At 68.4% G+C, this 24,600-nt stretch carries 20 protein-coding genes and 6 pseudogenes; 9 read left to right on the top strand and 17 right to left on the bottom strand.

Features of this window, described 5'->3' with window-relative positions; all coding sequences use genetic code 11:
* Window positions 1-31: 31 nt before the first annotated feature.
* Entirely contained in the window at window positions 32-526 is a 495-nt protein-coding gene (locus tag ACZ5XS_RS33895) for a VOC family protein (protein ID WP_468657843.1), read from the bottom strand.
* A gap of 229 nt (window positions 527-755) precedes the next feature.
* Between ACZ5XS_RS33895 and ACZ5XS_RS33890 the strand changes: the two genes are divergently transcribed.
* The 3 genes from ACZ5XS_RS33890 to ACZ5XS_RS33880 all read left to right on the top strand — a co-directional run bounded on the left by ACZ5XS_RS33890 (window position 756) and on the right by ACZ5XS_RS33880 (window position 5,555).
* Window positions 756-2,441, top strand: a complete 1,686-nt coding sequence (locus tag ACZ5XS_RS33890) for an MFS transporter (protein WP_468657841.1) — start codon at window positions 756-758, stop codon at window positions 2,439-2,441.
* An 81-nt stretch (window positions 2,442-2,522) separates the two neighbouring features.
* Window positions 2,523-3,986: an aldehyde dehydrogenase family protein gene (locus ACZ5XS_RS33885; RefSeq protein WP_468657839.1), complete on the top strand. Its 1,464-nt coding sequence runs from the start codon at window positions 2,523-2,525 to the stop codon at window positions 3,984-3,986.
* A 30-nt stretch (window positions 3,987-4,016) separates the two neighbouring features.
* Window positions 4,017-5,555, top strand: a complete 1,539-nt coding sequence (locus ACZ5XS_RS33880) for a carotenoid oxygenase family protein (RefSeq protein WP_468657837.1) — start codon at window positions 4,017-4,019, stop codon at window positions 5,553-5,555.
* Between the two features lie 450 nt (window positions 5,556-6,005).
* Here ACZ5XS_RS33880 and ACZ5XS_RS33875 read toward each other — a convergent pair whose 3' ends face one another.
* From ACZ5XS_RS33875 to ACZ5XS_RS33855, 5 genes and pseudogenes are all read right to left on the bottom strand, one after another.
* Window positions 6,006-6,215: a hypothetical protein gene (locus ACZ5XS_RS33875; protein ID WP_468657835.1), complete on the bottom strand. Its 210-nt coding sequence runs from the start codon at window positions 6,213-6,215 to the stop codon at window positions 6,006-6,008.
* Between the two features lie 343 nt (window positions 6,216-6,558).
* A pseudogene (locus tag ACZ5XS_RS33870) lies at window positions 6,559-6,765 on the bottom strand (aldehyde reductase); the annotation flags it as partial.
* A 114-nt stretch (window positions 6,766-6,879) separates the two neighbouring features.
* Window positions 6,880-7,200, bottom strand: a pseudogene (locus ACZ5XS_RS33865) (aldo/keto reductase); the annotation flags it as partial.
* A gap of 23 nt (window positions 7,201-7,223) precedes the next feature.
* Complete coding sequence (locus tag ACZ5XS_RS33860) at window positions 7,224-7,619, bottom strand: IclR family transcriptional regulator (protein WP_468657833.1); 396 nt, start codon at window positions 7,617-7,619, stop codon at window positions 7,224-7,226.
* A complete protein-coding gene (locus ACZ5XS_RS33855) occupies window positions 7,616-8,005 on the bottom strand; it encodes an IclR family transcriptional regulator (RefSeq protein WP_468657831.1) in 390 nt (129 codons plus the stop codon). Before ACZ5XS_RS33855 ends, ACZ5XS_RS33860 begins: the two co-directional genes overlap by 4 nt.
* Before the next feature lie 384 nt (window positions 8,006-8,389).
* Here ACZ5XS_RS33855 and pruA point away from each other — a divergent pair, with 384 nt between their 5' ends.
* Together pruA and ACZ5XS_RS33845 are read left to right on the top strand one after the other, a co-directional pair.
* Window positions 8,390-10,036, top strand: coding sequence for an L-glutamate gamma-semialdehyde dehydrogenase (pruA, locus tag ACZ5XS_RS33850; protein ID WP_468657829.1), 1,647 nt, complete (start codon window positions 8,390-8,392; stop codon window positions 10,034-10,036).
* A 285-nt stretch (window positions 10,037-10,321) separates the two neighbouring features.
* Window positions 10,322-11,325, top strand: a pseudogene (locus ACZ5XS_RS33845) (IS5 family transposase).
* A gap of 22 nt (window positions 11,326-11,347) precedes the next feature.
* Here ACZ5XS_RS33845 and ACZ5XS_RS33840 read toward each other — a convergent pair.
* Window positions 11,348-11,566: pseudogene (locus tag ACZ5XS_RS33840) on the bottom strand (transposase); the annotation flags it as partial.
* A 415-nt stretch (window positions 11,567-11,981) separates the two neighbouring features.
* On the opposite strand from ACZ5XS_RS33840, the gene ACZ5XS_RS33835 reads away from it, so the two are divergent.
* Entirely contained in the window at window positions 11,982-12,344 is a 363-nt protein-coding gene (locus tag ACZ5XS_RS33835; protein ID WP_468657963.1) for a hypothetical protein, read from the top strand.
* A gap of 219 nt (window positions 12,345-12,563) precedes the next feature.
* On the opposite strand, the gene ACZ5XS_RS33830 is transcribed toward ACZ5XS_RS33835, so the two are convergent.
* Together ACZ5XS_RS33830 and ACZ5XS_RS33825 are read right to left on the bottom strand one after the other, a co-directional pair.
* On the bottom strand, window positions 12,564-12,905 hold the full coding sequence (locus ACZ5XS_RS33830; protein ID WP_468657827.1) for a hypothetical protein: 342 nt from the start codon (window positions 12,903-12,905) through the stop codon (window positions 12,564-12,566).
* A gap of 658 nt (window positions 12,906-13,563) precedes the next feature.
* Window positions 13,564-13,890, bottom strand: a complete 327-nt coding sequence (locus tag ACZ5XS_RS33825; protein ID WP_468657825.1) for a hypothetical protein — start codon at window positions 13,888-13,890, stop codon at window positions 13,564-13,566.
* Between the two features lie 58 nt (window positions 13,891-13,948).
* On the opposite strand from ACZ5XS_RS33825, the gene ACZ5XS_RS33820 reads away from it, so the two are divergent.
* Entirely contained in the window at window positions 13,949-14,623 is a 675-nt protein-coding gene (locus ACZ5XS_RS33820; protein WP_468657823.1) for a polysaccharide pyruvyl transferase family protein, read from the top strand.
* A 539-nt stretch (window positions 14,624-15,162) separates the two neighbouring features.
* On the opposite strand, the gene ACZ5XS_RS33815 is transcribed toward ACZ5XS_RS33820, so the two are convergent.
* Genes ACZ5XS_RS33815 through ACZ5XS_RS33805 form a run of 3 tightly spaced genes read right to left on the bottom strand, consistent with a single transcriptional unit; the run spans window position 15,163 to window position 16,337 of the window.
* Window positions 15,163-15,336 (bottom strand): hypothetical protein, encoded by a 174-nt coding sequence (locus tag ACZ5XS_RS33815; RefSeq protein ID WP_468657821.1) that lies wholly within the window; start codon window positions 15,334-15,336, stop codon window positions 15,163-15,165.
* The gene (locus tag ACZ5XS_RS33810) at window positions 15,333-15,689 is read right to left on the bottom strand and encodes a hypothetical protein (protein ID WP_468657819.1); all 357 of its coding nucleotides are present in this window, start codon (window positions 15,687-15,689) and stop codon (window positions 15,333-15,335) included. Before ACZ5XS_RS33810 ends, ACZ5XS_RS33815 begins: the two co-directional genes overlap by 4 nt.
* Before the next feature lie 30 nt (window positions 15,690-15,719).
* Complete coding sequence (locus tag ACZ5XS_RS33805) at window positions 15,720-16,337, bottom strand: hypothetical protein (RefSeq protein WP_468657817.1); 618 nt, start codon at window positions 16,335-16,337, stop codon at window positions 15,720-15,722.
* Between the two features lie 356 nt (window positions 16,338-16,693).
* Here ACZ5XS_RS33805 and ACZ5XS_RS33800 point away from each other — a divergent pair.
* Together ACZ5XS_RS33800 and ACZ5XS_RS33795 are read left to right on the top strand one after the other, a co-directional pair.
* A pseudogene (locus tag ACZ5XS_RS33800) lies at window positions 16,694-16,842 on the top strand (SulP family inorganic anion transporter); the annotation flags it as partial.
* A 164-nt stretch (window positions 16,843-17,006) separates the two neighbouring features.
* Complete coding sequence (locus ACZ5XS_RS33795) at window positions 17,007-17,411, top strand: hypothetical protein (protein ID WP_468657815.1); 405 nt, start codon at window positions 17,007-17,009, stop codon at window positions 17,409-17,411.
* A 1,368-nt stretch (window positions 17,412-18,779) separates the two neighbouring features.
* On the opposite strand, the gene ACZ5XS_RS33790 is transcribed toward ACZ5XS_RS33795, so the two are convergent.
* From ACZ5XS_RS33790 to ACZ5XS_RS33770, 5 genes and pseudogenes are all read right to left on the bottom strand, one after another.
* On the bottom strand, window positions 18,780-19,673 hold the full coding sequence (locus ACZ5XS_RS33790; RefSeq protein WP_468657813.1) for an RNA polymerase sigma-70 factor: 894 nt from the start codon (window positions 19,671-19,673) through the stop codon (window positions 18,780-18,782).
* A gap of 73 nt (window positions 19,674-19,746) precedes the next feature.
* Window positions 19,747-20,925, bottom strand: a complete 1,179-nt coding sequence (locus ACZ5XS_RS33785) for an NAD(P)/FAD-dependent oxidoreductase (RefSeq protein WP_468657811.1) — start codon at window positions 20,923-20,925, stop codon at window positions 19,747-19,749.
* A 752-nt stretch (window positions 20,926-21,677) separates the two neighbouring features.
* Window positions 21,678-22,052, bottom strand: coding sequence for a hypothetical protein (locus ACZ5XS_RS33780; protein WP_468657809.1), 375 nt, complete (start codon window positions 22,050-22,052; stop codon window positions 21,678-21,680).
* Between the two features lie 882 nt (window positions 22,053-22,934).
* Window positions 22,935-23,529, bottom strand: a pseudogene (locus ACZ5XS_RS33775) (hypothetical protein).
* Between the two features lie 250 nt (window positions 23,530-23,779).
* Window positions 23,780-24,355 carry a transposase domain-containing protein gene (locus tag ACZ5XS_RS33770; protein ID WP_468657961.1) on the bottom strand — a complete coding sequence of 192 codons (576 nt, stop codon included), beginning with the start codon at window positions 24,353-24,355 and terminating at the stop codon, window positions 23,780-23,782.
* Between the last annotated feature and the right edge of the window lie 245 nt (window positions 24,356-24,600).

Raw genomic sequence — 24,600 nt, 5'->3', positions numbered from 1 at the left:
TCCTCGATCGCGGGGATGCGGGGCACGCCGGCTACTGGACCGGCTGGTACGCCGGGCCGCCGTCGGTCAGCAGTCGCTGCGCCTCGTGCAGCACGTCGGCCGGGTCCTGGTCGAGGTTGAGGGTCTTGCGGAACGGCTGCTGTACGTCGCGCTCGATCCGCAGATACACCTCATTGCGGTTGCCTTCGGGATCGAAGAAGTAGATGCCGATCGCGTTGCCGTGGGTGATCTCCTGCTGCACCTCGACGCCCTCGGCGCGGAACCGGTGGTGGAACTCGAGGACCGTCTCCAGCGAGTCCACCCGCCACGACACCTGGTGGGTGAGCTTGGCACCGGGCGGCGCGGTACGGCCGCGCTGGAGCACGAACTCGTGGTGCTCCTCCTGGGGACGTGAGGAGAAGAAGACGATGCCCTGTTCCTCGTCCTCGTCGGTCACCGCCAGTCCCATGACCCGGGTGTAGAAGTCGCGCATCTTCTCGAGGTCGTGGACCCAGAAGCCGGTGTGACCGAGGCCAATGATCGCCATGTTGTCCTCCATTTCAGGACTGCGTTTTTGCTCATCAGGACAATAGGTGGACCCGTCGGCATGCGTCAACGCAGCGAAAAGTCTCACGTCCTCCCTCTTGACCGGGAACGCCCTACGGGTGCAACGTCCTGCGGAGCGAAACTGACGTCCGAGTTTGCAGGACATCGTCGCGGCGTCACTCGGTCCCATCCCCGTGGACTCTCACCGAGCTCTCCTGGAGGCACCCCTCATGACCCGTTCCGCTGCCGGGAGAACCGCATCCCCGGACACGGAGAAAGGCCCGGTTCCACTGAACCGGGCCACTCTGATCGCCGCCTGTCTCGCCATCTGTGTCGCCCAGATCGGCGTCCCGCTCGTCTCCCCGATCATCGGGGTGATCGAACGGGACCTCGGGGCGTCGGCCGCGGCGCTGGCCTGGATCCCCGCCGCGTTCATCCTGCCCACGGCGATCCTGGAGCTGAACTACGGCGTCCTCGGTGACCTCTTCGGACGCAGGCGCCTGCTCGTCATCGGCGGGTTGCTGATCACCGTCGGTGCTCTCGTCGCCGCCACCGCGGGATCGATGACCCAGTTGATCACGGGACAGGCAGTCGCCGGCCTTGGCGCAGCGGCGATCTTCCCTTCCTCGCTCGCGGTGATCGTGGCCGGCACACCGGAGGCCGTGGCGCGTGCCCAGGCACTGTCCTACTGGGCCCTCAGTCTCGCCTTCGGTGCCATGATCTCCCCGCTGCTCAGCGGCTTCACCGCCGAGCACGCCCATTGGGGCTGGGCCTTCGTGCCACTGGCCGTATGCGGTCTGGTCACCGCGGCCGTCAGCGCCCGCTTCGTCGTCGACTCCCGGCACCCGGCCGGGCGGGGACTGGACTGGCCCGGACAGATCACCATCGCACTGTCCCTGCTCGCGCTGCTCTACGCGGTGATCGAGGGCGCCAACGACGGGTACTCGCGCCCGCACATCGTGATCGCCTTCGCCGTCGCGGCGGTCGCGTTCGTGACCTTCCTCGTGGCGGAGCGCAGATCTCGGGCGCCGATGCTCCGGCTGGAACTGTTCAAGGTGCCGGCCTTCGCCGCTGCCGCCGCCATCGGTCTGCTGGCTCTGTTCGGATTCATGGGCACGGCGTACGCCCTGGGCATCAAACTTGGGGCGGTGTACCACCTCTCGCCCTTGGACGCGGCTCTCCCCTTCGCGCTCATCCAGGCGGTTCCGCTGCTGCTCACTCCCTTCCTGCCGAAACTGCTGCAGCGGGTGCACCCCCGCACCCTGCTGGTCTCGGGACTCCTCGCGCTGGCCGCAGGTGAGAGCTGGATGGCGCTGCTTCCCGGCGACGCCACCGACCTGGCCTCCATGACCGGCCCGATCCTGCTGCTCGGCGCCGGCTTCATCACCATGTTCTCCTCGCTGACCGCCGTCGCGGTCGGCGCCGTCGACATCGAGTACGCCGGCATGGCCAGCGCCGTGACCAGCCTCGTCCGCGAGACCGGTCAGAGCCTGGGCCCAGCGGTCATCGGTGCCGTGACCCTCGGCACCGCCGGCGGCGCCCTCACCCAGAAACTCGCGCACTCCGGACTCCCCCCGGAAGCGCTCGGCGTGGCGAACACGGTCAACGACCAGGGCGGTGCGCTGGCCGTCGCCAACGCAGATCTGGGGAAGTTGTCCGATACCGTCGTCCCGCTCGCCCGTGCCGCCATGGAACAGGGCCTCGACCTCAGCCTCTACCTCAGTGCCGGGGCAACTCTGATCGCCCTGGTCATCGCCGCGATCGCGCTGCGCCACGGCCATGCCGCCGGCGCACCCACGAAGACGCACACCGCCACCAAGAGCGGCGCTCAGCCGGAACCGGCGGGCTCTGATGCGGAGGCGGATGACGCCGTGCCGGCCGGCACACCGGCGACGGCGCTCACGAAGCCGCGATGACGTCCGGGCGCCACCGGAACACCAGCCGCCACGTGCCTGACGGGCCGGCGGTTCACCACACACAAGCGGAGACAGGACATCGTGACTCTTCTGGACAACAGCACCTGGGAAGGCCGGATCTTCTCCGGCGAGTGGCTCAACGGCTCGGGCGAGGATTACAGCGCCGTCGAGCCGGCCACCGGAAAGACTCTGGGGCGAGTCGGCTCGGCGACGCCCGCGGATGTGCACAAGGCGGCTGAGCGGGCCGTGCAGGCCCAGCGGGAGTGGGCCGCCCTGCCCCATTCCGAACGCGCGGCGGTCCTGCGCCGTGCCGCGCGACTCTTCGAGCAGCACCACGAGGAGATCGAGTCCTGGGTGATGCGGGAGTCGGGAGCGATCCGCCCGTTCGCCGCATTCCAGACCCTGGGGGGTGGTGCGGAGGAGTGCTACGAGGCCGCCGCCCTCGCCTCGGCCCCGTACGGGGAACTGCTGCGCTCCCAGCAGCAGCGGCTGTCCTTCGCCCGCCGGCTCCCCGTAGGTGTCGTCGGTGTCATCGCTCCGTTCAACGCGCCGGTCATCCTGGCGATGCGTGCCGTCGCCCCGGCCCTCGCCCTCGGCAACGCGGTCATCCTCAAGCCCGACCCCCGTACCGCTGTCTGCGGCGGGGTCACCTTCGCCCGAGTGTTCGAGGAAGCGGGCCTTCCCACGGGCCTACTCCATGTACTGCCGGGCGGTGCGGATGTGGGCGCGGCCATGGTGGAGCACCCGCGGATCCCGGTCATCGCCTTCACGGGCTCCACCCGGGCCGGGCGCGCCATCGCGACCGCGGCGGCGCAGCGCCTCAAGCGCGTCCACCTGGAACTCGGCGGCAACTCCGCACTCGTCGTCATGGACGACGTGGACCTGGAGAAGGCCGTGTCGGTGGGCGCGTACGGTTCGTTCGTCCATTCCGGGCAGATCTGCATGGCCAGCAGCCGCCATCTGGTTCATGCCGCGATCGCCGACGACTACGCGGCTCTCCTTGCCGAGCACGCCGAGGCGCTGCCGGTCGGGGACCCCGTCGGTGAGAACGTGGCCATGGGCCCGCTCATCGACAGCGGCCAGCTCGACCAAGTCCACCGGATCGTCACCGACAGCGCCGACGCCGGTGCCCGGATCGCGGCGGGCGGCTCGTACGAGGGGCTGTTCTATCGGCCCACCGTGCTCGCCGACGTCCCGCTCACGGCACGCGCCTACATGGAGGAGATCTTCGGTCCCGTCGCCCCGGTCGTCCCGTTCCGCGACCTCGACGAGGCCGTCCGACTGGCCGCCGGCACCGAGTACGGACTCTCGCTCGGCATACTGACCCGTGATGTCATGAAGGGCCTCGCTCTGGCCGAGCGGGTCCCCAGCGGTCTGATCCACATCAACGACCAGACCGTCAACGACGAGGCCACCATCCCCTTCGGAGGAGTCGGAGACTCGGGCAACGGCTCCCGCCACGGGGGCGGGGCCGCCAACCTCGAAGCCTTCACCGAGCAGCAGTGGGTCACCGTCCGCGGAGATCTCCCGCACTACCCGTTCTGACCCCGGCCCTGTCTCGTTAGGAGCACATTCATGCCCGCGCAGCCGATGAACGTAGTAGCCCACCAGGCAGCGAAGGCCGACGCACGCCCAGCCCCGGGCGCGGCCTCGTCAACCGACAACAAGTTTCTGGCCGGTCCCTTCGCCCCGTGGACGGAGGAGAACGATGCGTACGACCTCGAGGTGACCGGCGAGATCCCGCCCGACCTCGCCGGCGCGCTCTTCCGCGTCGCGTCCAACCCGCGCTTCCAGCCCCGCGACCTCGACCGCTACCACTGGTGGGAGGGCGACGGCATGGTGTGTGCCGTCTACCTGCGCGAGGGGAAGGCCGCCTACCGCACCCGCTGGGTCGAGACCGACTCCATGAAGGTCGAGGTCGAGGCCGGGGAGGCTCTCTACAGCGGCTTCGTCAACGGTGGTGTCCCCGGCAGCCTGCCGGAGGATGCCCCGCAGGGGAAGAACCTCGCCAACACCAACGTGGGCGTCTTCGGCGACGATCTGCTCGTCTACTACGAGGGCGGGCTCCCGCACCGGATGGACCCCGAGAGCCTCAGGACTCTGGGAACCCACGATTTCCACGGTGGCATCGACCTGGTCTGCGCCGCCCACTACAAAATCGACCCGAACACCGGCGACATGCTTTTCTTCGCCGCGATGGGACCGTCGATCACCTGGTACCGGGCCGATGTGGCGACCGGCCGGGTCATCGACTCGCACACGTTCGACATCGGTGTGCCGGTCCTGATGCACGACTTCACGGTCAGTGAGAACTACGCCGTCTTCTTCGTCACGCCCGCCCAGTTCCGGCTCGACCTCCTGGCGCAGGGGCGGCCGGGCGTCGTGTGGGACGAGAACGCGCTGCCGCACGGAGTGCAGATCGTGCTGATGGACCGACGCACCCATGAGATCACCTGGCACGAGGCCGGCGGCCAGTTCGCCAACACCCATTTCTTCAACACGTATGAACTCGCCGGCGAGCTCGTCGTCGACGGGCATCGCATCGAACGGCTCGGCAACCCGGTATCTCAACCGGACACGCCCCTGAGCTCGCACGAGTGGTTCCTCCCGGCGCTGCCCTACCGCTGGCGGATCGACCTGACGACCGGACGCGTCAAGGAGGAGATGGTCAGCGGCATCGCCGGTGAGTTCCCCAAGATCAACGACGCGTACACCGGCCTGCAGAACCGCTACGGCTACTTCGTCACCACGCGCGGACTGACAGACGACACCATGTCCGACGGCCTGGCCCGCCACGACAACCTGCTCGACACCACCACGGTGATCGAGGGACCGGACGGGCTGACCAGCCCGAGCGAGCCGGTCTTCGTGGCCCGTGAGGACGCATGCGCGGAGGACGACGGCTATCTGCTCTCCCTGTGGTGGAACCGCGACACCGGACTCAGCGAGCTGCTCGTCCACGACGCCGCCGATCTGCGCCGGACTCCCCTCGCCCGGGTCAAGCTGCCCAGCCGGGTGCCGTTCGGCTTCCACGGCAGCTGGGCCGACAACCTCACTCTCGAGAGGGCTGTAGCGGCACAGCGGAACGGCAGGCAGCCCTTGGCCGAGAGGTAGATCGGCTGGAAACTGGCGATCTGGGGCTGTGGCCAGTGGGCAAGTACTGGTTCTGTCGGTGTCCAATGGAAATCCGTGATCAACGGACAGCCGAGCAGCATGGCTGCAGGCTGCCCCGGCAAGCCCAGCGGCCTGGCCTCTGAGAGGGCGTTTGATTCGCATTCGGCAACCGGGCGGCGCCGGCCGCGACCTCCGGGAACGACTGCACCATCTCGGTGCCACGCCGCGAGCGCAACACGCCCGTCCCGCATCGACCAAGAGCAGGGCCCGGTATCCGTCCCACTTCGGCTCCGCGGCTCACCCCGGCCTCAGCTCGGTGCGGGGCGTGGGGGCGGTTGGCATCGGTTCCGGCAGCGTCCACGTCACGCGCCATGCCTTCCCCGCCGGCAGTCCGCCGTCCGGGTACTGCATCGCTCCTGCTCGTGCCGCGCTCTGTGCCGGGCGTCGCGGTCAGCCCCGCGGGCGGGTGCTGGTGTAGCGGACGCCGTTGCCCCACTTCTCCTGCACGGGGGCCATGCACCACTGGCACAGGGGGCTGCCACCGCTGCCGTATTTGTGGGTGGGGCGCTGGCATCCGGAGCAGGGGCCGACCAGGCTGCCAGGGCAGGCGAAGGTGGAGGGGTCCGGCTCGGTGATCGGTGGCGGGGGAGTACTGGTCATGAGCAGGGTCCTGGTTTCTGGTGATGTGGGGTGGACCACCGCACGCAGCATAAGGATCGGACGGCACAAATGTTCGATCAATGCGCCGCGGGGAAGAGGGCCGGGCGGGCGGATAAGTCGAGGATGCCCAGCGCGGTGTCCGGCTGGCAGTGACGCACGATCGCAGGCCTTCAGTGAGTAGCCGGCGGGCTTCGTCGCGGTCGACGGGGCGGCGGCGCTTGCCCGCCATGTAGCAGTCGCCTTTGTGGATCTGAACAGGCGGGTGCTCGGTGCCGATGCCCAGTTCGAGGACCCACTTCGGTGGCTTGGGCCGGCCGCGGCGGCCGTGCTCTGCCTCGCCCAGCGGGGGGTGCCCGATGCCGATGGCACCGAAGGCGCTGGTCAGGACGACCCGGCGCACGCCTGCGTCGCGGGCGGCGCGCAGCACCCGCAGGACGCCCTCGCGTGCTGGTACCACCAGGTCGTCGTTGGACGGCGTGTGGCGCAGGGTCGGCGAGGCGACGTGGAGGACGAAGTCGCAATCGGCGACGGCAGCGTCCCAGCCGTATGGCGGGGTCCTGCCATGCGGCGGCGGTGATGAACTCGGCGACCCAGGACACGAGCGGGCCGAGAAGGATGAGGAGGGCTCCGGCGCGGGCAGCGAAATCGGAACGGACGATGGAGTTCACGGGAGAGCCATTCCGGGGACGCGCCTGCGGATGGCCTCCATCTCGGCTTCGTCCGAGACGCCCTGCCAGCCGTAGCGGGGGGCGTACGGGGCCTCAAGGGCGCGCACATCGTCGTCGGTGAGCTCGATGCCGAGGGAGGCCACGGCCTCGTCGATCTGCGGGATCGAGCCGGCGCCGACCAGCGGCGCGGTGACGACCGGCTGGCGCCGCAGCCGGGCGAGCGCGACCTGTGCGCGGCTGACGCCGTGGGCGTTCGCGACGTGCCCGACCGCGTCGATGATCGCTCGGTTGGATGCCTCCTCGGCCGGCGCGTAGAGCTCGTGTCGGCTCTCTGTGATGTTCATTCGCGCTTGACGTAGCCCCGGCGCCAGGAGATCTTCGTGCCGGCTCCCATCAGCTGTTCGGCGAGGTCGGGAATGGTGTCCTCGTTGATGCGGAAGGTCGGCCCGGACAGCGTCACGGCGGCGATGACCTTTCCGTCGAGGGAGCGGATGGGAGCGGCGATGGCGGCCAGTCCGATCTCGTGCTCCTCGCTGGTGACGGCATATCCCCGCTCGCGGACCGCTTCCAGCTCCGCCGCAAAGTGCACTGGATCGACGATGGTGTGCGGGGTGTACTTCTTCGGTCGCTCCGCGAGGATTTCCGCGACTTCGTCCGGGGTCATGTGTGCCATGAAGAGCTTGCCCGCCGAGGTGGCATGTATCGGCGAGCTCTTGCCGAGCCAGTCGATGCTCATGATCGACTTGCGATCGCCTGGTCGATGGTGACCACGTCGTCCCCGTCTCGGACCGCGACGTTCACGGTGTCGCCCACGGCCGCGGCCAGTTCCTGGCAGATGGGGTGGCTCAGCACGGAAAGGTCGTTCACCTTGCTCGCCCCGGCCGCGAGTTCGACCATCGTGTAGCCGATGCGGTACCGCCCACGCTCGGTGTCCTGCTCGACCATGCCCCGGGACTCCAGGGTCGCCAGCAGCCGGAACACGGTCGACTTGTGGATGCCCAGGTTCTCGGCGACCTCGGTCACGCCGCTGGGGCCCCGGCTGGCCAATACCTGCAGGATCGACACTGCCCGTTCGACGGACTGCACCGAGTGGTCACGTGGGCGGCTCCCGTTGCTGGTCATGGCGGAAGAGTAGCCGAGCGGCAGACGCCATCCCCGGGCCCCCGACCGCCCGTCTTCACGCCGGCATTACCGCCGCACGCTGCGTCGGCCTGCCATGACGGCCGGGGTTAATTTCCCATTTCCTCCTCGCGAGGGCCTGGACGGACCGCTCGGTGCCGGGACATCGGCGTACCGCATTGCACACTCGTTTCGCAAAGCGAGACAGCAGCCGAGCCCCAGCTGGCACTGATCGATGCGCTCGAGGAGCGAGACCTCGACGCGGCGATCGCGATCACCCGACGGTCGCTCGCGAGCGCTCGCCGGCGTCTTGAGAACCAGCTCGTCGCTCACTGACCTCAGCACCGCCGGCCGTAGGCCAAGCAACCCACCTGAAAGGGAACCCTCATGTCCGCCACACCCGTCAGCATCGCCGCGAACCCGCAGATGCCCGCGCCGAAAAACGAACCGTCGCGGGACTTCGTGCCCGGATCGCCGGAGTCGCGATCGGTAACAGCCGCGATCGAGAACATCCGCGTCAACCCGCGGGAGATCCCACACGTCGTCAACGGCGAGCGGATCATGACCGCCGACACCACGCACGTCGTCGAGCCACACGCCCACCAGAGCGTTATCGGCACCCTGGCCATGGCGGACGAAACCGTGACGAAGAAGGCGATCGCGGCCTCCCTCGCGACAGCGCACGAGTGGTCCCGCACTCCTTGGTGGGAGCGCGCGGCGATCATGTTGCGCGCGGGTGACCTGGCCGCGGGGAAGTATCGCGACGAGTTGGTCGCCGCGACCATGACGGGCCAGTCCAAGACGTTCCACCAGTCCGAGATCGACGCCGCAAGCGAGTTCGCCGACTTCATGCGTTTCAACGCGCACCTCGCGCAGCAGATCTTCGCCGACCAGCCGGCGTCGCTCCCCGGTGACATCAACATCCTCGACCAGCGTCCGCTGGAGGGCTTCGTCCTCGCGATCACCCCGTTCAACTTCACCGCGATCGGCGTCAACCTCCCGACGACTCCCGCCCTCATGGGTAACACCGTCGTGTGGAAGCCCGCGGAGAAGGCGGCTCTCGCGGCCGAGGTCACGATGCGGGTCCTCGGGGAGGCCGGACTGCCGCCCGGTGTCATCAACCTGGTCCACGGTTCGGGCGCCACGGTGTCGTCCACCGCCATCGCGGACCCGGACTTCGCCGGCCTGACGTTCACGGGCTCCACGGCGGTCTTCCGGAGCCTGTGGCGCGCCATCGGCGACAACATCGACACCTATCGTTCCTTCCCCCGGCTGGTCGGCGAGACCGGCGGCAAGAACGCCGTCCTCGTACACCCGACGGCGGACATCGACGCTGTCCGCACCGCGCTGGTCCGGTCGGCCTTCGAATACCAGGGCCAGAAGTGCTCCGCGGCCTCGCGCGCGTACATCGCGCGCTCGGTGTGGAACAAACTCCGTGACGAGCTGGTCGACATCGTCCGCGAACTGCCTGTCGGTGACCCGACCAAGCACGAGACGTACGTCGGCGCGGTGATCGACCGGACTGCCGCAGACCGCCTGCAGTCGGCCTTCGACCGCGCGAACGCGCTCGACACCCACGAGCTCCTGGTGGGCGGCAGGACTGACACCTCGACAGGCTGGTTCGTCGACCCGACGATCTACACCACGACCGACCCGACGGCGTTCACCCTGTCGGAGGAGTTCTTCGGTCCGTTGCTTACCGTGTACGTCTACGAGGACTGCGAGTGGGACACGGTCCTGCGCGAGGTCGACCGTGCCAGCGGCTACGCGTTGACGCTGTCCGTCTTCGCCTCCGACCGCCGGGCGATCTCGAGCGCCCTCGACGCGCTCCGCAACACGGCCGGCATGACCTACGTCAACGACAAGCCGACCGGTGCGCTCATGGGCCAGGTCTCCTTCGGCGGCGGCCGGGCTTCGGGCACCAACGACCGAACCGGTTCGCGCCTGGCACTACAGCGCTGGATCTCGCCGCGGTTCATCAAGGAGAGTCTCACCCCCGCCACGGCCTGGACCTACCCGTACCTCCAGCGGTGACGCCATCGCCCCGTGGTGGCTGGCCACGACACATCACCGCGGCGCTCGTCTGTGGCCCTCGCCGCAGTGGTCCCTGCTGTCGCACATGCGAACCGGCCATGCCTGATGACCGCGCCGGCGAGTTGTGACCGTCCGGCGGGGCGCGCACCGGGGGTGGGTCCCGAGCGCCGCATTGTCATCGCGCGACACCGGTGCCGCGTGTGCGCCGCCTAGGTCTGTGTGACGTCGTGATCAATCTTGCCGATCCGGATCCGCATGGAAGGCGGATCCGGTAGGAAGAGAATCGTGACGCGCAGGCAACTCACCGACGAGCAGTGGAAGTTGATCGAGCCGTTCCTGCCGATTGGCGAGTACGGCCCGTACCCCGAGCGGCTGCGGGAGCAGTTCGAGGGGGTGATCTGGCGGTTCCGCACCAGCAGCCAGTGGCGGGAGATGCCCGGCGAGTTCGGCCCGTGGCCGACGGTCTACGGTCGTTTCCGGGTGTGGAGGGACGCCGGGGTCTTCACCGCGCTGCTGGAAGGCGTGATCGCTGAGGCCGCCCGTCAGGGGCAGACGGACTTGTCCCTCGTCAGCGTGGACTCCACGACCGCCCGGGCCCACCACGACGCCGCCGGGATGTGCATCGGCAAGGAGGTCATGGACGCCCTCGAGGATGCCGCCGCCGAGCAGGAGCGGGCCCGGCAAAAGGGGGCGGCCCGCCAGAACAGAACGGACAGGAAGCAGGTCACGACCCCGAGGGGGAAGAGCGGCGGCACATCAGACGACGGCGCAAGCTCCGCTTGAAGCAAGCCCTGCTCGGCAGATCCCGTGGCGGGCTGACGAGCAAGGTTCATCTCGCCGCAGACCGCAAGTGTCGTCCCTTGTCGTTCGTCCTGACCGCGGGACAGGCTGCCGACAGCCCGCAGTTCGTCCCCGTGCTGCAGAAGGTGCGGATCCCTCTGCCGGTCGGTCGTCCCCGGACCCGGCCTGACGCTGTCGCCGCGGACAAGGCCTACTCATCGCGTGCCAACCGCTCTTACCTGCGCAGACGCAACATCAAGGCCGTCATCCCGGAGAAGAAGGACCAGGCCGCCAACCGGAAGAAGAAGGGCAGTCGCGGCGGCCGGCCCACACGCCACGACGCCGATCTCTACAAGGAGCGGAACACCGTCGAGCGCCTGATCAACAAGCTGAAGGCCTGGCGGGGCATCGCGACCCGATACGACAAGACACCCGAGAGCTACCTCGCCGGCCTCCACCTCCGGGCCTCCATGATCTGGATCAACGACCTGCTGAAGACGACTGATTGATCACGACGTCACACAGGCCCTAGTCCTGCAGTCGGCGCCAGCAGGTCATACCCGAGCCGAAACCGAGATCCTGTGGCAGGTACTCCCACTGGATCCCAGTGTGCCGCACGTACAAGATCCCGCGCAGCGCATCCCGGTCGGGCAACGGCTTGCGACCCGGGTACCGAAAGCGCCGCCCGCGCTGCGGCAAAAGCGGCTCCAGACGCTCCCACAGCTCATCTGACACGATCCACGGCGACATCCCCCCACCTGGCCGAACGCTCAACTGCCGCCCTGGAGACGGCCATCAGCACCGAGCCGGCTGCTATTGAACTCAGCCTTTTCCAACCTCCCACCCCGGCTGAGCCGGTCTGCCCTGACGCGGGCTTGTTGACCTCCGATGCCACGGGGTCCTCCTGTGCAGTGGGTCGGGTGGTGCCGGGACGCTGAGTGTGGGGCTCCGGGCCCGGGGGAAGCTTGCCGGGCTGGAGACGGTGGCCCCGAAGGGGTCGGACGGGTCGTCGACGATGTGGTGCGGTTGAGTCCCGCCGAATACGAAGATGCTTCCCAGGACACGACGAATGTCAGTACTTGGGGGGTGGCTGTACCTGACGGTCAGAACCTGAGGACGGCGGCCGGAACAGCGAGACAGGGTGACCATCGGGCAGGATGGCCTCATGACAAATACGCCCGAGCGGTCGATCGGTTGTGCCTCTTCTGGTTCGGTGCTGTCGCTGTGGTCCCAGGACTCCGTGTTGTCGATCGGCTCGGTGGGATCGGTACTGTCTGTGGGGTCCGTCGGTTCGGCCTTGTCGATCGGCTCGATCGGAAGCGCTCTGTCGGTCGGCTCGATCGGATCTGCCCTGTCGCTGGTCTCAACCGGCTCGTGGCTCAGCACGGGATCGCTGTTCTCCGCGCAGTCGCGGTGGTCGGTGCTGTCCTGGCGCTCCTCTCGCGGTTTCCTGGCCGCGGGGGCGGTGGCAGGGGGAGCCCTGCTGTTGGCGCAGATGCTGAACAAGGCGGAAGGCGGCGCCGAATAACCTTGATCATCTTCTGGTCCGCGAGGATGAGGCAGGTGATCGTCTTGTTCCGCTCCCGTGGTGCCCCTGCCGCTGGAGCCCGAATTGGTTGGCAACCCACACCACACGTGTCGGTGACGTGCCAACTTTTCCGTTTGTGTGGGCCGGCCAGTACGCGACGTGGACGAGGCGGCGGGCCGTCGGCCTGCTGCACTCACATGTCGCGGCCTGGAGGCACACTCACACGTCGCGGCGCCTCACGACGAGAACGGCGAGTGCGACCGTGATCAGCGGCCACAGCGTGTACACAATCCAGGAGCCGGGGACCGTGGTGGTGTAGCCCAGGGATCCGGGATCCGGCCCCCAGGTTTGGACCAGGCGCTTCCAGGCGGCCGACACCATCGCGTGCTTGATGTCTGCCGACCAGCGGTTGCTCTCCGAGAACATGGTGGGCAGCATCAGCAGGGTGAAGACGCTGGTGACCATGGTCCCGGCGGCATGCCGGAGCAGAACGCCTAGACCCGGGCCGACCAGGGTGCAGACCGGAGCCAGCAACGCGGATGCCACCAGCGCCCGGGACACCCGGGGTGCGTGAGCGGAACGCCGGTATGGCGCCCGTCCAAAATGGCCTGGGAGACCAGGAAGGAACCGGTGGAGGCGGCAGTGCCGACCGCGGTCCACAACGCGGCGGTGACGGCCGCCAACAGATGCTTGCCAGCAGCTTCAACAACTCGGCCTTACATGGCACATGTTGGGCTCCGGCCAGTTCGAGGAGGAACGGAACCGTCGGGGCCGTCGCTTCGCCTGTGGTGCCGTTATTGGTGGCAGGAATGCACACGAGGGTATGAGATGGATGACCGCAGCAGTGTGACCGCAGGATTCCGGGGTCCTACGATGGGCGGAATCTGGGCGGTGAGGCGATCCTCACCGCCATGCTGGACCGCATCCGGGCTGGTGATGGGGTTCGTTGAGTACGGCCCACCCGCTGCTCGGGATGACCCACACCTGCTCAGTGGATCACCCCACTCATCTGGCACCTGACCGCGAGCGGACGCCACAAGGCGTCACGAATTGGCAGAAGTACGACGGGCTGCGGAGGACTCACCGCCACACAGACACAGGGCAGGATCGGCGGCTGAGGGAAGTCAGCGCACTCACCACGGCGAACACGTTGGCTGACCTGCCGTGGGGGGCCGCCAGCCGAGTTGGTGGAGCACGGGCCTGGATGGTGCTGCCGAGGTCAGACGCCCCAACCATAGGCGTCGTGTGTCGTGAGTTCCCGCCAGAATGCCGGCTCAATCTGCGCTGCTACTCCTGCGGCTTCGAACATCGGCCGGATCTCGGACTCCTGCTCCCGGAAAAACGACTCGAAGCTCTGCCGGTCAGGCCACTCGTCGAGCACCATCAAGCTGCCGCCGTCGTCGGATCCGTAGAAGCGGTGGGCAATGAGGCCATGACGCTTCGCCGCTTCGAGGACAGCCTGCATCTTCTCCGTGTTGGCCGAGGCGTACTGCTCCACCGCCTTCGGATCGCTAGCGGTGACCTCCACCGTCATGATCACAGACATGGCTCCTCCTCTTTACTCGCACGCTCGTACTGAGATATTTGCAGTAACTACACCCTAAATGCGTCAAACGCACCGTAACACCCGAACTTCCTCGCCGATGCCCCCACGCCGCCCGCTCCGCGCATGCAACGCGCCCGCGACAGGTTGGCGTTGGCGGCCGCCGAACAGGCGACTGCCTTGCAGTGGGGTGGTGACTCCAAGGTTTCCCCACTCTGTTGAACGACGGAGCGAGTGGGGTGACGAGCGGCACTGGTTGAGTTCAGAGATCCCCATCACTGGGCGCCCGGACGCCCACGTCGTGGGTTTCTCCCGCGACCCCGGGCACAGCCGCAGTGTCCATCCGGACATTGAGGTTGTCGGGTGGGAAGGCGTGTGCCGGGAGCGGATCTCCGGGCATCTGGGCCGGCTCAGCGTGCTCGTACTCGGGGGCGGCGGGATCCTCTACGATACCGAGGCGCGCCGCTACTTGCGGCTGGCCCGTACCGCCCAGGATCTCGGCGCTCCCGCTTTCGCCTATGCCGTGGGCGCCGGTCCGCTCACCGACGAGGCGGACTGCGCGTGGGTCCGTACGACGCTCTCCGACGCCACCGAGGTGACGGCGCGCGATGAGGAGTCGAAGCTGGTACTGGAGGAGGCAGGCCTGTCCCGGCCAGTCTCGGTCACCGCCGACCCGGCGCTGCTGCTGGTGGGGGTGAGTCTGGGAGCCCGGCCATGCGGCCGAACACCTGGATGAAGAGGGCTACCACCAACTCCTTGCCAGTGTGGGCGACTTCCTCGTCCACCGGCTGGACGCGCACGTCGTCTCCGCCCGATGGAACGCGACGACATCCCGCACGCGTACGCGGCGGTCTGCGACGGCGGTACCGGAGCGGTTCTCATGCCACGACATCCGTGACGGTGTGACGCTTCGGAACGCGGAGGACACCGCGTATCTCCAGGTCTGCTGAGCACAGCGCCCACCAAAATGCGTCCGACGGCCGAGTGGCCGTGCGGCTCCACGCGATCACGTCCAGATCAAGGCCAGGCCGTCCGGTTCGCCGCTGCGATCCGCACGGCCCGACTGTGGCCGGGCACAGCAATCCTCGGTAGCAATCCTCGGTCCGCCGGCCAGAAGAGGACGAGGCCGCACCGAACCCCTGAGGTGATCTTGCTCCGTGACGTGAGTTGGCTGACCTGTCAGCCGGTGGAGGAGCCTGATGAGACCGTCGTCTTCGGCGGCGTACACACGCGGTATCCGGCGAGCGCCGGCGGCGCGGGCAGTGGGCGCCAGGGTCAGTTGGCGGCGTATCCGGGCGGACTGTCTGTGGGAGGGACCAGTACGGCAATGTTTTGGTGCTGTGCGGCGGCCCGGATACCGGCGACGGTGATGGTGACGTTCGGCCCGTGGGTGGCGATGGACAGGCGCTTGGCGTAGTAGGCGATCGGGACCGTCGCCGGGCCGCTCACCAGGCAGGGAGGCCGGATGCCCAGCTCGGGTGCAGGCCGTCCGCGATGTGCGCCCAGTCACGGTGCCGGGCCTCGGTGCGCACGGCGAGGTGAGACAGGGCGACGTACTGGATGGCCAGGTGCCCGATCACTGCCAGGGCGACCAGTGACGGGGTGACGGGGCGCCACCGGCGGCGGGCGGCGCCGATGGCCAGGCAGTCCGCGACCGGGATGGCGAGCAGTGCGTAGGTGGGCAGCAGGAAGCGGGGGGTTGCGTAGCCGACGAAGAAGAGGTACGGAACGGCCGACGTCACCGCGCACGCCGTGAGCAGCAGGGTGTCGTGGGCTCTGCGGTACCTGACGGCGAGCGCCACGCCGCCCGCGGCGATGACCGGCAGGGCGAATCACCACTCGACCGGGGCGGGGTTCGGCCAGGGCGCGTTGCAGGGTCGGCAGATGCTGAGGCCGGCGAGGGTTCGCAGCCGGTCACCGACCGCGACGTTCCAGCCGAGGCCGCCCTGGATCTCGCTGGCCCGCTCCAACCGTGCGGTCAGTCCGCCCTGGCTGGTGTACGCCTCGACGACCCACTGGGCCCCGCCCGCCACCAGCCCGAGCAGAACGGCCGCGAACAGTGCCGGGCGGCGCCAGCGGCGTACCAGCAGGGAGGCGGCGGTGAGCGGCACGGCGAGCCAGACCGCGTCGGTGGGCCGCATCAACGCCATGACGGCGGCGCACGCGGCCAGCCCCCACAGTGCGGCGCGGTCGGCCCCCGCGCGCAGGAAACAGCCGACCGTGCCCAGACCGGCGAGGGCCACCCAGAGGTTGGGCATGGCCTGCGGGCCGTAGAAGGCGGTGACCCACAGGCTGCAGGAGAGCAGGCCGGCAAACGCTGGAACGCCAGGCGGACGCCTTCCGCGCCACACCCGCATTACGAGGAAGAGCGCGAGCCCGGAAACGACGGTCAGGTAGACCCGCAGCGCTGTGGTCGACGAGGTCCAGGCGGCGACCGGCCACACCAGCACGGACACACCCCGGGCACGAGGGGCGTTGAAAGCGGTGGCCGGCGAGTGCGAGCTGCTGGCTGACGTAGATGACCTCGTCCCAGCCCAGGCTCAGACCCGGCGGGACGAACAGTAGCTGGGCGAGGGTGAATACCGAGGCGACTGCCGCCGACCAGGGTCACCACGGCCGTGCGGCCCGAGCCGGAGGGGTGTGTCGGTCGTCGAACGTAGGCGTGTCCGCCCTTGGGGCGCCGGACACGGACAGGTCCCGCCGCATCGCCGCTCCTCCTCCTGATCGGTTTCACCCAGCCAAGGCCCACGGAAGGCAGTGGGCAGCCTTTAGGGACCGAACTGATGAGGGCCGGGCATGCCGGAGACCTCAGGACCGCCCCATCGAACTGGACCTGTCTGGTCTGCACCACCTCGACCACGCCTGCCGTACGGCCCTGCGGAACTGGGCCGAACGGCAGGCGTGGTCGATATCGAGCCGGTGAAGGTCACGTCCGCCGAACCGATGAAGGGGACAACCTCACCAAGTACAAGACCACCTACCAGTACGACACCCAGGACCGGCGCCGCTCCAGCCCCGCCCGGAGATCGCCCTCACCACCAACGCTCCGCGCCCGGCTCCGCCCCACGTGCGTTGGGCCACACTGGACAAACATGAACTATTAGCGCAGCGTGATGCGTATGCCGCGATTCAGCACTTCCTGGGGGAAGGCTGATGAGCTGCCTGATGCGCACCTGATACTCACGCGCTGGACATCTGTTCCCAGCGGCATCCGCGCCAAGCAACTCATCGTCGCCAGCCACGTCCATCCCGACCTGCTGCAGGATCTGGACGAATACTTTCGGCACCTGTCCAATACGGAGGCGTTCGAGCTGCGCCCGGAGCTGGCGGCCGCCGAGCCAGAGTTCCGCACCCACTACGAACTCGTGGACCCTGCCCTGCTGCCGCTTGGTACCTTCGGCGTCAAGGTCAGCCGGGACCGTAAGCACTACACATTCTGTGTCCGCCGGGACATGATGTCCGAGGCCTTGGTCCGCGAGAGGTGGGGGGCTGGGGAGGTCAGTGGGGCTGAAGTGTCGGTGTAGACGGGCCGGATGTTCATATGAGTGAACGTGATTCACGCACCGGGTCCGGTCCGGCAGCGTGCAACAGCGTCCCGGCACGGCGGCAGTCGGTCAATGGTCCGGACCGATAAGCCGGGGACCCCGGGGTTCTTTCCGGCCAATCCTCGCCATCGCACGAATCCACAGGGATTCCACGGGTCAGGTATGCACGGAACCCTGAGATCGTTGACTCATCCGGCCGGGCCTGACCACCGCACACGCGTGCGTCCTGGCGGTCGCGTCATGCCCAGAAGTGACAGACGTCCTCATCGCGGCCTCCAGTGGGCCACACTGTAGTCAGGCGGCCGACGCCGTCACCCAACCCTCGCTGACCGCACCAAAGTTGCGGGAGATCACCGAGGCCCGGATCGTGGACATCGGGCCAGGCCCCTCGGATCCATCAGCGTGACTTCCAGGAGCGCCAGCACCTCCTTCCGGGCTCGGTCGTACGGCAGCCGCGCCATGACGTCCACCGCGAGCTCCTCCACCACTACGCCGTACCGCATCCCCGTGTGATCGACTCGGGCAGCGTACGAAGGAACCGCTGATCGCGTAGAGGCCTGTGGATAACCCGCGCCCGTACCGCTCAACGGCCCCGGAGCGCGGCAGGCGGTCCTTTCGGCGGGGCGACGGGACGACGGGACGACGGGACGACGGGACGACGAAGCCTCCGGGGCTCAACCGGCCCCGGAGGCTTGTCTCTTGCTCCGCAGACCCGTTCAACGAACGGGGCCCGTCGTCGTCACGCCACGGCGGCCTGCTTCGCCAGCGTCGCGAGCGAGGAGCGCCGGCCTTTCCCGACCGTACGCAGCTGCCCCCAGTCGAACTCCATCCTGCGCAGACCGAGTCGCGCGGCGGCCTGCTCCGGTCCCAGCGGGGTGTCGGCGGTGACCAGGTCCGCCAGGTCCTTGCGTGCGCAGACCTCGGTGACCTGGCCAGGGTGGTGCAGCGTGCCGGCCCGGGTTCGCGCTCAGGTCGGTGGGCAGCTTCCGGCCGACGAACCGCCGGACCACGAAGGCCGTCACGTTCGCCTTCTTACCGATCACGTTCGGGGTGCCGAGCGCGTCGGCGATCCGGTCCGCCGCCGAGCCCTCGGAGATCGGCGGGGAGGGCATCGCGGCCCAGATGGCGTCGGCGTCCAGTGCCTCCACAGCGGCCCGGGACCACTGGAAGCAGGACACGTCCGGGGCCAGATGTGCAGGGCCCATCGGAAGGTGCTGTCAATCCCAGGAAACAGCACGGCCTCGACCGTCTTGCTCGCCATGCCGGGACATACTCTGCCGAAACGCTCGCTCGCTCACTTCGCTGACCTGGGGATTCACGGAACTGCGGCCAGAGCCCTGAAAACCGTCAGGGCAGCGCCAAGCTGTTGTCGGGGGTCAGGCCGCTGAGCTTTTCGGGGTTGACCTGGAAGCGCAGGTTCTGGATGCAGCCGTCGACGAGGTCGAACGAGAGGGCGCCGACTGTGTGTCCATTGAGGATGGCCAGGACGCCGAGCTCACCGTTGATGACGGCCGGCTCCATGGTCAGGGCGGCCAGTTCGGGCTTGGCCAGGAAACCCACGATCCAGCGCGCGACGTGGTCGGTGCCGTGGAGGGGGCGGCGGGCGGCCGTGACCTTGCCGCCGCCGTCGGACCATGCGGTGACCTCGGGGGCGAGCAGCTCCATGACGGCGTTCAGGCTGCCGCCCGCGCAGGCTTCTATGAACTGGGCGGTGACCTGCCGGCGCTGGGTCTGGTCGGCGTCGAAGCGGGGGCGGCGGGCCTGGACGTGCTCGCGTGCGCGGTGGGCGATCTGGCGGACCGTCGGCTCGGGACGTTCGAGGGTTTCGGCGATCTCGGCGTGCGAGTAGCCGAAGACCTCGCGAAGCAGGAAGACGGCGCGTTCGACGGGGCTGAGGGTTTCCAGGACGACCAGCATCGCGGTGGAGACGCTGTCGGCCAGTTCGGCCTCCGCGGCGATGTCGGGGGAGGTCAGCAAGGGCTCGGGGAGCCACGGCCCGATGTAGGTTTCGCGGGTTGCCCGTGCGGAGGTGAGGCGGTTCAACGAGAGGTTGGTGACCGTGCGCACCAGGTAGGCCTTGGGGTGGCGGATCTTGTCGCGGTCCGCGGTGCTCCAGCTCAGCCAGGTGTCCTGGAGGACGTCTTCGGCATCGGTGACGCTGCCCAGCATGCGGTAGGCGGTGGCGAACATGAGCCTGCGGTGTTCGATGTACGGGTCCTGCTCGTCCCTGGCGTCGACCATCAACTCATGCTGCCAGCGCCGCAACCAGGACGGCAAGGCCCCGAGATCATGACGCTGGGAGCCGATGCGCCCGTCATGCGGCGGGCTTGCGGGTGGCGCGGCCGCCTTTGGAGACGATGGTGGTGACGTTCAGACGCTTGCTGAATCGGTAGGTCGTGAGCGGACTGCCGCTGACCATCTCCTTGTACGCGACGGCGCTGCGGCCGGTGAGGTGCATGCGGCGGGGGGTTTCGTCGGCCTTGGTGAACTGGATGACGGCGTCACGGCGGCCGAGGCTGACCGGCTGGTGGAAGTAGCCGAAGCGGAACGGCTTGACGGCCTTGCCGCGCACGAGCCGCGCGATGGTGTCGGCGGTGTACTGGGCGGTGGGCAGGCCGCTCTGGCAGGTGCCGTGGATCTGTCCCCAGGCCAGGCGGACGGCGGCGGCGTCGCCGATGGCGTGGATCTCCGGGTGGGAAACCGAACGCAGGGTGGCATCGACCAGGATGAGGCCGCGGTCGTCGGTGGCGATCCCGGCGTTGGCGGCGAGCGGCGACACCTTGACGCCGGTGGTCCACAGGCACGCGTCGGAGCGGACGAGCCGGCCGTCGGCCAGTTCGACGGCGTCGGGCAGCACCTTGGTGACGCGGGCGCCGGTCTCAAGAGTGACGCCGAGGCGATCCAGCGCGTCGTAGAGGTAGGTGCGGGCCTTGGCGCCCATCATGCCGCCGGGCTCGTCCAGGCTGATCAGCGTGACGTCCAGGCCGGGGTGGCTCTCGGCGATCTCGGTGGCCGCCTCGATGCCGGTCAGGCCGCCGCCACAGACAGTGACCGTGCCGCCAGAGGCGGCGACCTCGGTGAGGCGCGCGGCAAACCGGCCGGCGATCTCCGGGTTGTCGAGGGTGAACGCCTGGGTGTCGGCGCCGGGGACCTTGCCGGTGTCGGTCGAGCTGCCCAGCGCGTAGACGAGCGTGTCGTACCCGAGGGTCCCGGCACCGTCGACGGTGATCTGCCGGGCCTCGGGGTCGATGGAGGTGGCGGTGCCCTGGACGAACGTGACGCCGGTCCCGGCGAGCAGGTCGGGGATCTGATGGTCGGCCAGCTCCTGCCCGGCGGCGATCTGGTGCATCCGCAGCCGCTCGACGAAGCGGCTCGAGGGGTTAACCAGGGTGATCTTCACGCCGGTCCGGCGAGTGCGGCGGGCCAGCCGGATGGCGCTGAACAAGCCCGTGTAGCCGGCGCCGAGGACGACGATGTGGTGGCCGTTGTTCATCGGATCTCCCAAGGTCGAACACCGGCTTCGGTACCGGTGACGCCCATGGGACAAGCAACCCGCACCGAACGTGACAGGCTGCCGATGTGAACCACATCACACCGCGCGCACCGTTAGTGTGCGGGCAGGAACCCTAGGTTGCCTCGCCGTACCAAGCCCGGCCGAAGCAGAGCAGGACATCGAGGAAGACAGGCTCCGACTGCCGCTCAAGCCAGCGCGTATCCGACGACGCCCCGACGCACCTCTCATCCCCATCTCGGAGTGCGCAGACCGCGCGTTGGCCCAGTGAGCTCCGAGGTCGTCCATCTCGCCTCACATGCTGGCCGCATCGCGCCGCCCCGGGAGCTCACCTGCCTTGGCCGGGCCTGGTCGGGGGTGCCCGCGCTCCAATTGCGGACCTGCCGGTCGGGGCGGATGGCACGCGGCTGTGACGTGGACACTGCCGGAACCGATGCTTGCCGCCTCAGTGCCCGACCCGGAGCCGCTGCCGGAGAAGATCTACTTCCAGGGCGGCGGAGGACGCGCCACAGGACTCGACGAGCAATGGACGTTCATCGAACCGTACCTGCCGATAGGTAAGTACGGCCCCTACCCCCAGTGCCAGGCATCGGGGGTGTGGGGGCCCGACTCTGGTCGGGCCCCCACACCCCGAGCTGCACATCCGAGGAATCAGGCGCCGCTCCATCCAGACAGCGGGGCTGGGCCCTTCCCTTCCTCACCGTCCAGGGAGTCAACGCCCGACACCCACCGGGTCATGCGCGTTCTTGCGGCTCTTCTTGGAGGGCCACCCGATGCTCCCGCCGATCGGACGCGAGCGGCTGCGCCGGGCGGCCCTCCAATTCCCGCTGCCTGGCGGCCAGGGCCCTCGCCAGCATCTTCGCCCGGTAGGGGTTCGACGTACCGAGGGCCTTCGCCACCTCCACGGCCTCGTCCAACAGGGCCAACCGTCGCTCAGGCAACTCCCGCACCAGGGGCGACGCGCTCGCCTCCACCAGGACATACGCCAGCTTCGACCCGTACGTCTCCGGCTCGACCTGTGTCAGAAGGCGGTAGATCCACAGCCCCTCGGCACCGCGCACCACCCGCCTGTTGGCACTGAGCAGCCTGACCCTCGCCAGTACAACCATGTCCCGATCCATCGATCCCCTTCGTCCCCCCATCCCCGACCGGTGCACGTCACACGGCGAGACAGCACAGCGAACTCGCCGACAACCGATAAAGGTTGCCGACAGGTTGGCCGGAGAGTGGATGACGACGAGTCTGGCGCGTGGTACCAGCGGCCACAAGGTCGAACGGACGTGCCATGCGTCCTACCTGAAACGCCTCCGAACAGGCATGATGGACCTGACACCCACTCAAGCCCCGTCTGACACCCCTTTGAGTCGACTCGGTTCGGGCCCTCGGCCGTGACGCCGGTCTGCGTCTGGATGAGGACGTCCGCGTCCGGGTGAGTCGCATTCCAGGTGCCGACGATGCGCTCGCTGGCACCGGCGGCGTAGATGTCGGCGGTGTCCAGGACCTTGAGGCCCTTCTTGTCGAGGGCCCGGTCATCAGCTTGTGACGGCGGGCGTAGGCGCGCTCCTCGTGCTCCAGCAGAAGCCTGACCAGGACCTTACGGCGGCAGTCGGGCAGGCCGCTTCATCGATCAGCCAGCCTGCCTCCGAAGCAGCATCATCACGGTGCAGGGCCCGCAAAAGGTCCACCACCGACTCGGCAGACTGAGAAGCGCAGGCGCGTGCCAGCTGTTTCGCGCTTCGACGGGTTGCGTCGCCAGTCGGTGACCAGCCGGCTCATGGATGGCGGCGACAAATGACGGCACTGTTGTGGCCGCCAGCGCGGAACAGTCAGCCGACCGTCAGGGTGGCTGGCGACGGTCATGTCTGATGCCACACGTGGCCCTGGAGGCCGGGAAACAAGTAATCCGCCAGCAGACGCTTGCCGAAGCGAGTTCTCGGCACTGCTCGCCTACGGCTCTGATCTCCGGAGTGAGCATCAAGGCGACGGCGATCTCACGTTGCTGCAGGTGACCTCTCGGCCGCGGAACGGCGCTTCCAGTACGCGACGGTCAGCACGCCTAGCAGCGGCCCCCACAGGGTCAGCGGCGCGTAGCAGAAATGGAACCAGGCAGCTTCCCAGCCGCCGGCTTGGCTGGGGTAGTCGGCCGGCAGGTCGCCACCTCGGATCGTGGTACCCCTGACCTCGGAGGCGATGAACAAAAGGGTGAACAGGAGGGTGAGGCTCGCGGCCCCGATGGTGGCCGGGAGGACGGCCGCCCTTTTCGGAACCCGGCGGCCGCGAAGGAACGGGACCCAGCGCGGGAACACCTCACCCCAGCGGGCGATCAGACCGATCGCAGCGAACGCGAAGACTTCGGACACAACCGACAGGAAGACGACGTACGTCCGTTCGCCGAGTCCGCGACCGTCGCCGAACGCGGCCGGGAGCCGCCAGATACTGGAAGGTAAGGACGGCCAAGGGCACGGCGTAAGCCAGGAGTCGAATCCGTCGTGACACTCCGGCAACGGGCTTGTGGGCCGCCCGCCATGCGGCGCGTAATCGTCCGGGGTGGACGGTGGGTTCTTTGGCGTGCTGGATCTGCTGCATTGGCGGTCCTTGGCTTGGATGAACTGCTGTTCGGCCCGTTCAGTAATGAAGATCCCAGTCACGGGGGCTCCGAGCGTCGCTCTGAGGGCCGACTCGGCTCCGTCTGACGGCCGACGAAGTGGTGCGACCAGCGGATGACTGCAGTGCCCGTTTGCTGCATGGCCAGTCCGTTCACCTGGTGCCGCATCAGACACCTCAGGTGGTTAACGGTCAAGCGGCGACTGCGAGTTCGATGGGGAAGGCCGTGCTCTCATCGAACAGTGTGTGCGCCCGACGAAGCCTCGGTCGGCCAGCAGCATCCCCGCCGACAGGCGGGGCAACAGGTGCCGGGCCAGGATCGTTTCGTGCTCGGCCAGCGGGCCGACCTCGGCGGCGAAGACCGCGTGGGTGCCGCACTCGACCACCCCGGCCCCCCTCGCCTGCGGGAACGCGCCCCGGCCCGCGCAAGGATCCGGGACGACCGAAGAACGCGTCGTTGGCCTGCGTATCGGGCAGGTCGAAGGTGGTGCCGTCCACCGTGACCAGCCGCCAGGAGCGGTACCAGGCCCGGCCGTCGTCTCAGTGGCCACGGGTCGGCACACCCGGGCGAACAACTCCTGAGTGGTTCGGGGCCCAGCCGCAGATGCGCCCGGCCGATCGCCGCCGTGGTCGGGACCCGCCAGGTCCCCTCCCACCGCCGCTCGTCGTGAAGCCCGGAGGTGAGACGCCGTGCGACCTCCTCATAACCCTGGCCCGAGCACAGGCACGTCGCGAGCACGAAGTAGACCACCACCCGCGCGGGCAGCAGCCTTCGGCGCTGCTCGACCCGCCCGCACTCCGCAACCACCTCATCGACCAACTCGGGCGGGAATGCTCGCGTGAGCACCCCGAGCGCGATCCGATCCGAGAACTGCACACCTGCTGACGACTTCACCTGTCCGGGCCTTGGCAAACCCCACTCAACGACCCGGAAAGCCCAGAGTCACCGGTATTGCATCTAAGGGCTTGCCGGGAATCAACACGTCGGTTTGATCTCGGTCTTGTCGGGGCCGAGGAACCTGGCGACGTCTTCCCGTGTGCGGAAACGGGCTG

The sequence above is a fragment of the Streptomyces sp. NPDC033131 genome (genome assembly GCF_055578365.1).
Note: the sequence above shows the minus strand (reverse complement) of the source record. Positions and strands in the feature narration are given on the sequence as shown.